Here is a 12,811-nt window from a genome sequence, read left to right on the forward strand (position 1 = left end):
GCCGATCTATCTGCCAGCCGACACCGACCCGTCGCCTCGTCGCCCGGAGTCGAACCGCTCATACGGGCTACGAATCAGGGATCGATATGAACTACATCGCGTGGTCGCTGGTCGCGATGGCGGCGTACTCGCTTGTCGCGCCGCTGATGCGACTGGCGACGGCAGGAGACGGTGCCATCCCCAGTACGGTCGCGGCGTTCGTCGCCAACGCCATCCTCGTGGTCGCGACGCTGGCAGTCATCGGCTACACCGGAAGCGGCGTCACACAACACCTCGCCGATCCCCGAATGCGGTACGTCGTCGCCGCCGGAGCGTGTCTGTCGGTCGGTATCCTCGCGTACTACCGGGCGCTGTCGGTGGGGCGCGTCTCCGTCGTCGCGCCGGTGTTCGCGATGTTCTTCGTCGCCTCCTCCGCCGTCGGCGTCGTCCTCCTCGACGAACCCGTCACCGCGCGGAAACTCCTCGGCGTCGCCTTCGCGGTGGTCGCCGTCGTTCTCGTCGCTGGCGAGTGATGACACACGGGGGCGCCCTCACTTCCTTTCTCGCGAACGTTTTTCATCGAAGTCGACGCAGACGGCGCGATGCGCCCCCCGGACTCCGTCGGTCAAACGACCCTCTCAGACCGTGATTCGTCGGATTCGTGTCCTGACTGCACGCGTCACACCTCGGGCCGGACGTCGACGACGGCACGCCGGTCCGCCCGACTCCCACCGACGACGCTCGTGGTTCCGGCACTCGTCGCCTGTGCACTCCTCACGGCCATCGGATCGCAGTCGGTCGCACTCGTCGTGCGCGCGTCGGCCGAGGCGGTCGACCCGGCCACGTTCCGTGCCCTCGGCGTCGCCGACCCCCTCTCCGCCGTCGCCGCGTCGGGGTCGCTCGCCGCACGGGTCGCAGGTGCTGTCGCGGGTGCCGGGACCGCGTACACGCTCGCTCGAACGGGCGTGTGGCTGGCGCTTCGAGCGTGACGTGTGCGAGACCGCGTCGCCGCCGATCGAACAGAACGCTCGGCGGGGGCGCAGTGGAACGCCGTCCGGTCGCCTTTCAGCGACCTTTTGTACGGTCGTGTCGAATCACGCGTTATGACTGAATTCGAGAAGGAAGACAGCGTCATCCTTCACGACGAGCACAGCGAGTTCGACGGCGAGACGGGCACCGTGACGCAGGTGATGGAGACGATGTTCGGCGACGCCACCTACACCATCTCCTTCGAGGAGGGGCAAGAGCAGGGCGTCCCCGCCGACGCACTCGAGGCGGCCGACGGCGACGACAGCGACGACGACGAAGAGTAACGCTGCTCCGCCTCGGCGGACCTACCGCCACCAACGTATTTACGTACCGACACTCCCGAGCCGTGGCTATGCCGAAGGTCCCCGGACGACGGCGAACCGCGGTCGTCCTCTTCGTCGCCATCACGGCGGTCGCGAGCGCGATGCTCGTCCCCGTGCTCTCGGGCCACCTCGCGGTGGCCCGCACGGACCGCATCGACGCAACCGCGACCGACGCGACGGTGCTCGAGGACGGCGACCGCGTTCAGGTCACGCTCCGCTTGGACAACCCGACGACTGCTGCCGTGACCGTTCCCGAGCGCCCGAGCGAGGCGGGTCTCGCCCTGTTCGACGGTGAGGCCCGCATCACGGACCCCCGTGGCGTCGACGTCGGCGGGGCGCGACTCCCGGCCGGCGAGTCGGCGACGCTCACCGTCACGATGGCCGTGACGGACGACCACTCGCCGGTGACTCGCGACCGAATTGTCGGGACGGATCTCACCGGGTCACTGACTATCGAGGTTGTGGGGTACGAGACACAGATAGACGTCGACGCCGCCGTGAGGGCCGCCTGATGGGTGAGATCCGCGTTCGGACATCGCGACTGCAGACCGTCGCGCTCGGGGTGTTTCTCGCGCTCCTCGGCGGGATACTCACGTTCGTCTGGGTGCAAGACGGCGTCTACGCGACGGCGCTCCCCACGCCGGGGTGGGTGCCGCCCGCGCTGACGCTCGTCGCCGGCGTGTCGCTGTCGCTGTTGCGGCTGGAACTGCGGAGTGCGACGGGCGTGCTCATCGTGATGTTGCCGCTGTCGTACGTATCGTATATGCTCCTCGTCCTCTCGCCGCAACTGCTGGCGGGGTGGGACCTGAACACCCTCCTGCTGGTGTTCACTTACGGCGCGGGCGGCCAGGGCTTCCTCGCGTGGCTGGTGTCGTTCCCGATGGTGTTCGTCGCCGGGTTCGGCACCCACCTCGTCGTCGACGAACTGTACTACGGCTGAGTCGGCGCGTCGCCCGCTTCCGTTCCGGCTCCAGTCTCTGCCGGAACAGGGGCACGCCACGCGAGAATCGCGAGCGATCCGGCGGCGAGGACGACGCCGGCGGCCGCGAGGGCGACACCGGGCGAGAACTGGTCCGAGAGGCTCCCGCCCGCGAGTTGGAAGGGGACGACCGTCAGTCCCGACACCATCGCCATCGCCGACAGCGTCGTCGCACGACCGACCGAGACGAGGCGGTCGTTGACGTAGCTTGCTGCGAACACGCTGGTCGCCTCCGAGAGCCCTCGAACGAGCAAGAACGCTGGGAGCGCCACGAGCGGAATCGCCCACTGTCCCACGAGGAGGGCCGCGACCACCAACGGAATCGCGACGAACCACGTCCGGACGCCGACGTGTTCGCGGAGCCACCCGGCCCGTCCGGTGAGCGCCGCGCCGACGAGGCTGATGCCAGCGTAGTACCAGCCCAACAGCGGTTCGACGCCGCCGGTGAGTGTGACTAACTCCGCGGCGGGGCCGGTCGCGACGACCGCCTCGATGCGTGGCTGGAGGAAGATGAACACGAGGTACGTCACCGCCGAGAACAGCACGTAGTAGTACGGAACGAACGAGCGCAGTCGTGGGTCAGACAGTGCGTCTCGAATCGCGTCGGCCGCCCGGCGCGGCGTCAACGGGTCGAACTCGGGTGCGTCTGCGGGTTCCTCGACTGTCAGCAACACGGCCGCGCCGACGGCGGTGACGACCGCAGCGACGAGGAACGGATAGGTAAGGCCGATACCGGCGAGCCATCCCCCGACGACAGCACCGCCGACGCCGACCGCCAGCGCGACGGACTCGCCGCGCCCGCGCACTTCGGCGAACTCGCCCTCGCCCGTCAGCGAGTCGTACAGCCACGCGTCCTCGCTGCCCGATCGGAAGGCGTAGCCGACCGACCACAGCACGTACAGCGAGAGCAACGCGGGGAACGTCGTCGCGAACGCGATGCCCGCCAGCGTCGCCGCGATGACGCCCGTCCCGACGACGAGGCTGAGTCGTCGACCGATGCGGTCGCCGACGTATCCCGTCGGCACCTCCGCCAGCACCGTCGTCACGTTGTAGGCGGCTTCGAGGAACGCCAATTGCGTAAACGAGAGGCCGACCGACAGGAAGTAGAGGTACATCACCGGGCGGTACAACTCGACCGCCCGCGTCGCCTTGTAGAGGTAGTAGCGAAGTACCGCCGGAGTCATTCGTCCGTCTGTCTCAAAGGCGAGCACAAAACGCTCCGGGTTTCGTCGTGTCCGAGTCGCACCCTTTTCAACCCTGACACGCGTAGCGGGAGTCACTATGGGCTCCGTGCCGTTCCACTACGTCGATCTGCGGACCTTCTGCTACGCCACCGAGGACGAGAAGCGCGTGGAGGACGCCCTCCGGCGGTTCCTCCCCGAGGAGTTCGAACTGGAGCGCGTCGTCAACGAGGGCCACCACGGCGACCGTATCGTCGTCTACTCCGCCCGCGTCGAACGCGCCGACGACGTACGCCATGTCCTCGCGACGCTGTCGGAACTGGCGGAGTGGGACCGCGTCCTCGCGGAACTCGACGACCGCGTCGACGACAACAACTCGCTGTTCCTCCGTCTCGACAAGCAGGCGGCGTTCAAAGGCCGCGTCGCACTCGGGCCGGGCATCACCCTTCGCGCGAAGGTGGAGGCGTACCCCGCGAAACGCGAGAAGGCCGTCGCCAACGCTCGGGAGACGTTCGAGGAACTCGCGGAGGAGGCGGCCGACGGGGAGTCGGGCGAGGCGGCGTAGGCGGCGGACGCGGGGAAGCGGACGGCCGGCGGCGAGAAGCGCCGGGAGTCAGCGTCGGCGAATTCTCAAGGCCACTTGATCGAACAGCCACGGCTTGGCCCAGGGTCGAGGTCCACGTCCTCGCCCGCGAGGACCGCGTCGATGGCCTCGGTGACGTAGAACTTGGTTGCCTCGTCGTCGGGATTGAGTGCGTCGTCGAGGCGGCCGTGGAAGACGACGGTGAACTCGCCGTCGCCGTCGTTGCGCAGGAGGAACGGGTCGGGCGTACATACCGCGCCGTACGCCTCCGCAACCTCGGCCGTCTCGTCGCGGAGGTATGCGTCGTACGCGACCGCGCCCGACTCGACGTACTCGACCATCGTCTCGAAGGAGTCCTCGGGGTACTCCGCGTCGTCGTTGGGGTTGACACCGACGACCGCGCAGTCGTCGTACTCGTCGGCGAGGTGGTTCAGCAGGTCGAACTTCGCTTTCGCGTACGGACAGTGGTTGCAGGTAAACACGAGCAACACGGCGTCGGTGTCGGCGAAGTCTGCCAGCGAGTACGTGTCGCCGTCCGTGCCGGGCAACGCGAAGTCTGGTGCGGCGTCACCGACCGCGAGTTCGGAGTCGGATTCCTCGAGTACCATACGTAAAGCGTGGGCCGCCGCGGAGAAAACCGTTCGGCCGCGTCCAGAACGCGTGTGTGGAGAACTGGCCTCCAGGTAGCGCGTCATTTCTTCACATATGTAGCAGTCAATAGACCTATATGGTCGCGCGTATTGTGTTCTACCGAGAATATGAGTGAATCTTCTCTCTGTCCAAGTTGCGGGTCGGACCAAGCAGATATTGATCGTGAAATGGGCGTATTTCTGTGTGAACCGTGTGGTCTGTACGGAGAAATCGACGAAGTTCGAGAAAGTAACACCGCACAGTCGATAGCGAGTTAACTTCGACGCGAACCGTCTCGCAGGCCAGTCGGCGGTCGAACGCCGCCCCGGGTATCGTCTTTCAGAGCAACCAACAGAACCCTCCTTCTCGACGACCCACTGTGAGGAACTGCGTCAGTCTGCCGTCGACGGCGCCCGGTGGAACGGCTGGGTGGCGATAGACTCACGCAGTCGTGGGAGTGCGTCGCGCCCGTGTTCGTGTGCGGCGGTGACGACCGCGAACACCTCTTCGCGACTCACTTTCACGCCCTCTCCGGTGACGGCGCGTTCGGGATGTGCGGAGAGTTCACGAAGCGTGCCGACCGCCAAGAGGTACGGAATCGTCCACGCCGCGAGCGTGTTCCCCTCGACCAGCGGAACGTGTTCGAGGTACGTCTGTGCGCCGTCGAGGAAGCCGCGGGCGAACCCCGCCGTGCGGGAGACGACGTTCGCGGTGCCCTCTCGGTTCTCGGGCGCGACGACCGCGTCCTGGTCGACGCCCTGTTCTGCCAGCCATTCGGCGGGCAGGTAGACGTTGTTCTCTTCGGTGTAGTCGTCGTGGACGTCTTTCGCGACGTTGACCAACTGGAGGAGGAGGCCGAACTCCTCGGCGACTTCGTACAACCGCTCCGTACGCTCGTCGTCAACGTTGCCGAGCGTGGTGACGAGGTTGGTGATGAGGTTCCCGACGGTGCCGGCGACGTAGTAGCAGTACTCTTCGAGTTCGCTCCGCGTCTCGATGCGAAGGCCGCCCTCGTCGGCGTATCGCTCGACGAACTTCGCCATCCCCGTCGCCATCTCGCGGGCAGGCGGGACGACGGCGCGGCGCACTTCCGGGGGAAGCCCTTCGAACGTGGCGAACACGCGTTCGACCTCGGCGACGACCTCCCAGTCGGCCGACCGCTCTCCCTCCGGTGGGAGATACTGGTCGACGGACGCGCGAAACTCCGTCGCGGTCGTGTCGTCTTCGGGGTCGAGTGCGGCATCGAACTCACGGAGGAGTCCCGCCTGTTCATCGGGCGCGATGTGGTCGGCGTCCTCGACGGTGTCGGCGATACGGCACACGAGGTAGCCGAGACAGATGTACGACGACATCGGTTCGTCGAGGGTGTCGACGGTCAACGCGAAGGTGCGAGAGACTCCTTGCACGGCCTCGTGGCACCACGCGAGGTCCGCATCGGGGTCGGGGACTGCTGGTCGGTCGGCGTCGGGCATTCAGTTGACCCAGCCTATGCTGTGCGGGTTAAAAAGTACTGTGTGGTGTCGCGCGCGGATTCGACCGCCGAGACCGCAAAGGTTGAAGCCGCGGTAACCCACAGGGACGATTATGGACTTCGCCCTGACGACGGAGCAACGACAGATCCGCGATATGGTCGCGGAGTTCGTCGACGAGGAGATCAAACCGCGTGCCGGTGAGATCGACGAGACCGACGAGTTCCCGCGCGACCTGGTCGACGAGATGGCCGAGTTGGGCCTGATGGGGATGCCGTTCCCCGAAGAGTACGGCGGTGCAGACCTCGACTACCACAGCTACGCACTGGGTCTCTCGGAGATCTCCCGTGGCTCCGGCGGTCTCGGTACCGTCGTCGCCGCGCACATCTCGCTGGCGGGCAATATGTTGTACGCCTTCGGGAACGAGGAGCAGAAACAGGAGTACCTCACGCCACTCGCAGAGGGCGAGGACATCGGCGCGTTCGCGCTCTCGGAGGCCGGCGCTGGGTCGGACGTCCCCGCGATGGAGACCACCGCCGAGAAGAACGGCGACGGCTACGTGGTCAACGGCGGCAAACTCTGGATCTCCAACGGCTCCGTCGCCGACACGGTGACGCTGTTCGCCAAGACCGACCCCGACGCCGGCAACAAGGGTATCTCCTCGTTCGTCGTGCGCCCCGAGGAGGACGACGGCTTCATCGTCGAAGGCACGGAGCACAAACTCGGAGACAAGGGCTGTCCCACCGCCGAACTCCGCTTCGACGACCTGTACCTCCCAGAGGACCGCCTGCTCGGCGACGAGGGCGACGGCTTCGTGCAGGCGCTGAAGACGCTCAACGGCGGCCGCATCACCATCGCCGCCCGCGGCGTCGGCATCGCGCGGGCCGCGCTCGACGAGGCGGCCGAGTACGCCACTCAGCGCGAGCAGTTCGGCGGCCCCATCTCGCAGTTCCAGGCGATCCAGCACAAGATCGCGGACATGGACACGAAACTCCAGGCGGCCGAGTTGCTGATGCACAAAGCCGCAGACCTGAAGATCAAGGGTGAGCCGTTCATCAAGGAAGCAGCGCAGGCGAAACTGTACGCCAGTGAGATCAGTCGCGAGGTCGCCAACGAGGCGATCCAGATCCACGGCGGCTACGGCTACACGAAGGACTTCCCGGTCGAGCGGTTCTACCGCGACGCCAAACTCAACGAGATCTACGAGGGGACCAGCGAGGTGCTGCGCAACACCATCGCGCAGCAAGTGCTGGACGAGTGAACATAGCGTAAAATCCGGCCGACCGATCGTTCGCGGTTCGCGTTCAGTCGTCGCCCAGCGCCGCGCCACCCTCGGTGGGCGTGTTCAGTTCTACGTTGCCCGACAGATCCCGCTGCGGGAACGGAATCTCGATACCCTCCTCGTCGAAGCGCTGTTTCACGTTCGTCACGTACTCGCCGCGCGTCTTCACGAAGTCGGCGCGCGAGGGGTTGGCGATCCAGACGCGACTCTTGAGGCCGACGTAGGAGTCACCGAGTTCGGTGAGGCGGACCGACGGCGCAGGATCAGAGAGGATCTCCGGGTGGCGTTCGGCCTCCTCGACGATGATCTCGGTGGCGTGCTCGATGTCGTCGCCGTAGCCGATGCCGAACAGGAACTGCAGGCGGAGCGTATCCTTCGCGACGGGGTTCTTGATGACGCCGTCGGTGAGTTGGGAGTTCGGCACGGTCAGCAGTTCGTTGTCGAACGTGCGGACGCGCGAGACGCGGAAGGAGATGTCTTCGACGATGCCGGAGTTTCCGTCCCACTCGATCCAGTCGCCGATGCGGAACGGGCGGTCGGTGAAGATGAAGATACCCGCGACGAAGTTCTTGATCACGTCCTGCATCGCGAAACCGATGGCGAGCGTCGCCGCAGCGGCGACGGTCGCCAGCGACTGGAGGAAGTCGCCGTAGCCGGCGAAGCCGAAGCCGACGGCGATACCGACGAACACGACGACGACGTTCGTTATCTTGCGAAGCGGGCGCTTGGCGTGGGTGTCGAGGCCGCGACCCTCCAACACGCGGTCGACCAACGGCACGACGAACAGGCGACTCGCGAGGTAGAACGCGCCGAGAACGACGACGAACGTGATGCCGCTTCCGAGCACCTCTGCGAGTCCTCGGGGAACACCGAGACTCGCGAGCAACGACGCGATGGGGGTCGTGAGCACCGCGCCCGCGGCACTCTCACCGCCGCCCGTGGGAGGGCTCGACCCGGGCGTCACAGTCGGCGTACCCGTCTGCAGCAGTGAGTCGCCGCCGAGACGGCTCATCTATGGAGGACCGCCGTGTGGCCGCGCGTCTCCACGAGGTCTGCCGACACTTGGTCTGCGAGGTCGGCCGCGAGTTCGTCGACGTCGGTGCCCGCCTGCGCCGAGCGGTGGAACTTCACCTTCACGAGGTCGCGGTCTTTCAACTGGTCGTCGAGTTCGTCGACGACCGCGCCGACACCCTTCTTGCCGACCCAGACGGTCACGTCGAGGTCGTGGGCCTGCTTTCGGAGGTCTTGATCAGTCATACCTCCCGCTATCGGTGGAAGCGGTTTGAACGTTCCCGTTCGTCGACTCGCGAGGTTACAGCACCCAATGTTTTCGGTGTCGGCGTCGGAACACGTGCTCGACGTGATGCCCTCCATCGACGTCGCGTTGGGCGGGGCGTGGCTCCTCGTCACGGGACTCGTCGCCGTCCAACACTACCGTGGGAACGTACCGCCGCGACGCCTCCCGCTCCTACTGGGGATGTGCGCGATATGGCTCTCGTACGGCCTCCTCCAACTCACGCAGGGCGGACCACTCCGAACCGGGACACCGCTCAACTACGCACTCGACGGTCTCGCCGTCGTGTTGCTCACCGCCAGTCTGTACGGCTTCTTCGGGTGGTGGAGGCGTCGAGAGGCGGATCAGTAGGGAGGCCCACCCGTCAGACCGGACGAACTCAGCGATACGGGTAGCGCTCGGTCGCACCACAGTCACAGCGGATCACGACGTGACTCCCCTCCTGCAGGCGGACGCGGGCGTTGCGTCCCGGGATGAGGTACGCGTCGCAGGCGTCGCAGGTGAACCGCTCGAAGCGGCGCGGGACGCCACAGCGATGTCGCTCGGCGATGCGACGTGCCAGTCGAACCGCCTCGCGGGCGAGGTCGTCCTCGCCGGCACGGGTCATCGACCGGGCGAACGCCGCGAGGCGGTCGATCCGCTCTTCGGCGATGGTGGCGTCGTCCATCGAACTGCTCACCTCAGAGTCGGCGGCCGCGGCGGATAGCGGTTTCGGGAGCGGTTCGCCGCTCACGACTGCGGCCTGTCTGGGGGCCCGGAGCCACCCCCCGCGTTTTACTCGCCGGCCGTCGAATCCGGCCACACGATGATCACCTCCGAGCGAATGGCGATGGTCGACCGCAACGCCGCTGCCCTCGGCGTCCCCCGCAAACAGTTGATGGAGTCGTCGGGCAACGCCGTCGCCCGCGCGTTTCGTGAGCGAGCGAGTCCGGGCGACCGCGTCCTCCTCGTGTGCGGGCGGGGCAACAACGGCGGCGACGCGGCCGTCGCCGCACGCTTTCTCGATGAGTTCGACGTCCACGCCGTCCTCCTCGGCCGACCCGAGACCATCACGACCCGAATTGCCCGCGAGAACTGGGACGCACTCGACCGCGCGGAACTTCCGACGACGACGTGCACCGACTCGCGGGCGTTCGATCTCGACGAGTACAACCCAGATGTCGTCGTCGACGCGATGCTCGGAACGGGTGTCACGGGCGCGCTTCGCGAACCTGAGGCGACGGTCGCGCGCCAGGTCAACACCGCCGACGTGGACGTGGTCTCGGTCGACGTGCCCTCCGGCGTCGACGCCGACACGGGCGAGGCCGCGGGCATCGCAGTCGATGCCGACGCGGTCGTCACCTTCCACGACGACAAACCCGGCCTCGCGAACCTCGACGCCGAGGTGACGGTCGCGGACATCGGCATCCCCGAGGGCGCGGAGACGTTCGTCGGTCCGGGCGACCTGCACGCACTCGACCGCGACGCCGACTCTCACAAAGGCGACAACGGCGAGGTTCTCGTCGTCGGCGGCGGTCCCTACACCGGCGCACCCGCCCTCTCCGCGCGGGCGGCGCTTCGCGCGGGTGCAGACCTCGTCCGCGTCGCCTGTCCCGAGTACGTCGCTCGCGAGATACAGGGGTACGGCCCCGACCTGATCGTCCGACCATTCGCTGGCGACCACCTCGCGCCGAAACACGTCGACCAGATTCTCGACCTCGCGGCCGGGCACGACACGGTCGTGTTCGGGCCGGGACTCGGCGACGAGGCGGCGACGCTCGACGCGGTGGCGAAGTTCCTCGCGGCGTACGACGGCCTCGCGGTCGTCGACGCCGACGCCCTGCAGGTTGTTCCCGAGGTCGACACCGACGCCGAACTGATCTGCACGCCCCACCAAGGCGAACTGCGGAAGATGGGCGGGACGACGGCCGACGACTGGCGCGAACGGGTCGAACACGTTCGCGAGTTCGCTGCGGATCTGGGGCACACGCTCCTCGTGAAGGGCCGCTACGACGTCATCTCCGACGGCGAGGAGACTCGTGTGGGCCGGACCGGGAACCCGGGGATGACCGTCGGTGGGACGGGCGACGTCCTCGCGGGCGTGACGGGTGCGCTCGCGGCACAGATCGACTCGTCGGTGCAGGCGGCGGCGCTGGCGGCGTACGCGAACGGTCGCGCGGGCGACGCCGCGGCGGAGATGTACGGCGACGGCCTCGCGGCGTCGGACCTGCCGGATCGCATCCCCCAAGCCCTCCGAGACGAAGGTGAGGGCGAATGACCGATCCATCCGATTCCAATACGAGCGACGCGGCCGACCCCGACGACGACCTCACCCACACTGACGAGGCGGGCGACGTGCAGATGGTGAACGTCGGCGAGAAACCCGACACCGCCCGCCGAGCGGTCGCTCGCGGCACGATCCACCTGACGGAGTCGACCGTCGACGCCGTCCGCGGCAACGAGGTGAAGAAGGGCGACGTCCTCGCGACCGCTCGCGTCGGCGCGGTGCAGGCGGTGAAACACACCTGGGAGACCATCCCGATGTGTCACCAAATTCCGATCACGAATGTCGACACCAAGTTCGTCGTCCACGACGACCGCATCGACCTCGAAGTCGCGGTCGAGACGACCGGCAAGACCGGGTGTGAGATGGAGGCGCTGGAGGGCGTTACCACCGGCTTGAACGTCGTCTGGGATATGGTGAAAGCCGCCGAGAAGGATGTGACCGGCGGCTACCCCGACACGCGGATCACGGACGTCGAAGTCGTGAGCAAAGAGAAGACCACACTGGAGTAACGACCGAGACGACACCAATTCCGACAGCCCCCGCCACCCCGCCGGCGTACACCGGGGACGTTGCAGTCGGCGGATACCTTTTACTCACGGGGGGAGTACTGCCGTCTATGATTTCACTCGACGAGGCCGTCACCGCACGCCTGGAATCCCACGGCACGCGCTTCGAAGTGCTCATCGACCCGGACGCGGCACTTGCGATGAAACGCGGGGAGTTCGATGGCGACTTGGAGGACGTCATCGCCGCCGAGGACGTCTTCGAGAACGCCTCGCGCGGCGACCGCCCGCCCGAGGAGGACGTCGAGGAGGTGTTCGGGACGACCGACCCGATGGAGATTATCCCGGAGATCGTGCGACGGGGAGAGATCCAGATCACCGCCGAACAACGCAAGGAGATGCTCGAACAGAAGAAGAAGCAACTCATCAACAAGATCACTCGCAACGCGGTGAACCCGCAGATGGACGACGCGCCGCACCCGCCCGAGCGGATCGAACGGGCACTGGAGGAGGCAGGGTTCACCATCGACCCGATGGAACCCGTCGAGAACCAGATCGACGACGCCCTCGACGCGCTTCGGCCGGTGATCCCCATCCGCTTCGACGAGGTGACCATCGCGGTGCAGTTGCCCGCGAACTACGCCGGATCCGGCCAGGCGAAGGTGCGCGAGTTCGGCGACCTGGAACGCGAGGAGTGGCAAAGCGACGGGTCGTGGGTCGGCGTCGTCACGTTCCCCGCCGGCCTGCAAAACGAGTTCTACGACCTCGTCAACGAGGTCTCGAGCGGCGAGGCTGACACGCGCGTCGTCAAAGAGGAAGACGAGATCAGTCGACGGTAACGGCGAGCGCGGCGATACCGGACCGCGCGGACCCGTTCGACGCGATTCGCCGCCTTCGATCGCAGCGAGGAGCGGCGTTATCCGCGCTTGAAGCCGATGAAGAAGCCGCCGGTGAAGCCCGCCGAGACGGACAGCGTCGAGAGGATGCTCTGCACCCACGTCGGGGGCTGGTTCGCGGTCGCGGCTTCCCCTGCGGACATGAACGTCGCGCCGAGTTTGTCCCAGTTGACCGTCAGGACGCCGCGGGATTCGAGGAACTTGAACAACGCGAGTTCGAGGCCGACGATCACCGCGAGGAGTTTCGCGATCTTCTTGGCCGCGAACCCGATGATGCCGCCGACGACCGCGCCGGTCCCGAGTTCGAGGCCGAGTTTCTGCGGGTCGATGCCCAACTGTGCGATCACGTCGAACGCTGGCATACCACCGGTTCGGCCGTCTGCGGTTAAGTCGTTTG

At 66.7% G+C, this 12,811-nt stretch carries 18 protein-coding genes; 11 read left to right on the forward strand and 7 right to left on the reverse strand.

Annotated elements, in window-relative coordinates; genetic code table 11:
• Positions 1-86: 86 nt before the first annotated feature.
• From P0D77_RS06995 to P0D77_RS07015, 5 genes are all read left to right on the forward strand, one after another.
• Positions 87-512 (forward strand): EamA family transporter, encoded by a 426-nt coding sequence (locus P0D77_RS06995; protein ID WP_277555571.1) that lies wholly within the window; start codon positions 87-89, stop codon positions 510-512.
• A gap of 69 nt (positions 513-581) precedes the next feature.
• The gene (locus P0D77_RS07000) at positions 582-968 is read left to right on the forward strand and encodes a hypothetical protein (protein WP_277555572.1); all 387 of its coding nucleotides are present in this window, start codon (positions 582-584) and stop codon (positions 966-968) included.
• A gap of 114 nt (positions 969-1,082) precedes the next feature.
• Positions 1,083-1,292 (forward strand): DUF1918 domain-containing protein, encoded by a 210-nt coding sequence (locus tag P0D77_RS07005; protein WP_277555573.1) that lies wholly within the window; start codon positions 1,083-1,085, stop codon positions 1,290-1,292.
• Positions 1,293-1,360: 68 nt separating this feature from the next.
• Positions 1,361-1,843 carry a hypothetical protein gene (locus tag P0D77_RS07010; RefSeq protein WP_277555574.1) on the forward strand — a complete coding sequence of 161 codons (483 nt, stop codon included), beginning with the start codon at positions 1,361-1,363 and terminating at the stop codon, positions 1,841-1,843.
• On the forward strand, positions 1,843-2,271 hold the full coding sequence (locus tag P0D77_RS07015) for a hypothetical protein (protein WP_277555575.1): 429 nt from the start codon (positions 1,843-1,845) through the stop codon (positions 2,269-2,271). The genes P0D77_RS07010 and P0D77_RS07015 overlap by 1 nt, the downstream gene beginning before the upstream one ends.
• On the opposite strand, the gene P0D77_RS07020 is transcribed toward P0D77_RS07015, so the two are convergent.
• A complete protein-coding gene (locus P0D77_RS07020) occupies positions 2,262-3,494 on the reverse strand; it encodes an MFS transporter (protein ID WP_277555576.1) in 1,233 nt (410 codons plus the stop codon). The genes P0D77_RS07015 and P0D77_RS07020 overlap by 10 nt on opposite strands.
• 97 nt (positions 3,495-3,591) lie before the next feature.
• On the opposite strand from P0D77_RS07020, the gene P0D77_RS07025 reads away from it, so the two are divergent.
• Entirely contained in the window at positions 3,592-4,056 is a 465-nt protein-coding gene (locus tag P0D77_RS07025) for an RNA-binding protein (protein ID WP_277555577.1), read from the forward strand.
• Positions 4,057-4,121: 65 nt separating this feature from the next.
• On the opposite strand, the gene P0D77_RS07030 is transcribed toward P0D77_RS07025, so the two are convergent.
• Positions 4,122-4,682: a thioredoxin family protein gene (locus P0D77_RS07030; protein ID WP_277555578.1), complete on the reverse strand. Its 561-nt coding sequence runs from the start codon at positions 4,680-4,682 to the stop codon at positions 4,122-4,124.
• Between the two features lie 414 nt (positions 4,683-5,096).
• Positions 5,097-6,176, reverse strand: coding sequence for a phytoene/squalene synthase family protein (locus P0D77_RS07035; protein WP_277555579.1), 1,080 nt, complete (start codon positions 6,174-6,176; stop codon positions 5,097-5,099).
• A 112-nt stretch (positions 6,177-6,288) separates the two neighbouring features.
• Between P0D77_RS07035 and P0D77_RS07040 the strand changes: the two genes are divergently transcribed.
• Positions 6,289-7,434 (forward strand): acyl-CoA dehydrogenase, encoded by a 1,146-nt coding sequence (locus tag P0D77_RS07040; protein WP_277555580.1) that lies wholly within the window; start codon positions 6,289-6,291, stop codon positions 7,432-7,434.
• 43 nt (positions 7,435-7,477) lie between these two features.
• Here P0D77_RS07040 and P0D77_RS07045 read toward each other — a convergent pair whose 3' ends face one another.
• Positions 7,478-8,467 carry a mechanosensitive ion channel family protein gene (locus P0D77_RS07045; RefSeq protein ID WP_277555581.1) on the reverse strand — a complete coding sequence of 330 codons (990 nt, stop codon included), beginning with the start codon at positions 8,465-8,467 and terminating at the stop codon, positions 7,478-7,480.
• Positions 8,464-8,712: a YhbY family RNA-binding protein gene (locus P0D77_RS07050; protein ID WP_277555582.1), complete on the reverse strand. Its 249-nt coding sequence runs from the start codon at positions 8,710-8,712 to the stop codon at positions 8,464-8,466. Before P0D77_RS07050 ends, P0D77_RS07045 begins: the two co-directional genes overlap by 4 nt.
• A 67-nt stretch (positions 8,713-8,779) precedes the next feature.
• Here P0D77_RS07050 and P0D77_RS07055 point away from each other — a divergent pair, with 67 nt between their 5' ends.
• Positions 8,780-9,100, forward strand: a complete 321-nt coding sequence (locus P0D77_RS07055) for a hypothetical protein (RefSeq protein WP_277555584.1) — start codon at positions 8,780-8,782, stop codon at positions 9,098-9,100.
• A 28-nt stretch (positions 9,101-9,128) separates the two neighbouring features.
• Here the strand turns inward: P0D77_RS07055 and P0D77_RS07060 are convergent, their stop codons facing one another.
• Positions 9,129-9,416 (reverse strand): ribonuclease P protein component 4, encoded by a 288-nt coding sequence (locus P0D77_RS07060; protein ID WP_277555754.1) that lies wholly within the window; start codon positions 9,414-9,416, stop codon positions 9,129-9,131.
• 138 nt (positions 9,417-9,554) lie between these two features.
• Here P0D77_RS07060 and P0D77_RS07065 point away from each other — a divergent pair, with 138 nt between their 5' ends.
• The 3 genes from P0D77_RS07065 to P0D77_RS07075 all read left to right on the forward strand — a co-directional run bounded on the left by P0D77_RS07065 (position 9,555) and on the right by P0D77_RS07075 (position 12,357).
• On the forward strand, positions 9,555-11,006 hold the full coding sequence (locus P0D77_RS07065; RefSeq protein WP_277555585.1) for an NAD(P)H-hydrate dehydratase: 1,452 nt from the start codon (positions 9,555-9,557) through the stop codon (positions 11,004-11,006).
• Positions 11,003-11,524 carry a cyclic pyranopterin monophosphate synthase MoaC gene (gene moaC / locus P0D77_RS07070; protein ID WP_277555586.1) on the forward strand — a complete coding sequence of 174 codons (522 nt, stop codon included), beginning with the start codon at positions 11,003-11,005 and terminating at the stop codon, positions 11,522-11,524. Before P0D77_RS07065 ends, moaC begins: the two co-directional genes overlap by 4 nt.
• A gap of 107 nt (positions 11,525-11,631) precedes the next feature.
• A complete protein-coding gene (locus P0D77_RS07075) occupies positions 11,632-12,357 on the forward strand; it encodes a ribosome assembly factor SBDS (protein WP_277555588.1) in 726 nt (241 codons plus the stop codon).
• Between the two features lie 77 nt (positions 12,358-12,434).
• Here P0D77_RS07075 and P0D77_RS07080 read toward each other — a convergent pair whose 3' ends face one another.
• A complete protein-coding gene (locus P0D77_RS07080; protein ID WP_277555589.1) occupies positions 12,435-12,776 on the reverse strand; it encodes an FUN14 domain-containing protein in 342 nt (113 codons plus the stop codon).
• Between the last annotated feature and the right edge of the window lie 35 nt (positions 12,777-12,811).

Origin of the sequence: Halobaculum limi (genome assembly GCF_029490015.1) — an archaeon.
GTDB lineage: Archaea > Halobacteriota > Halobacteria > Halobacteriales > Haloferacaceae > Halobaculum > Halobaculum limi.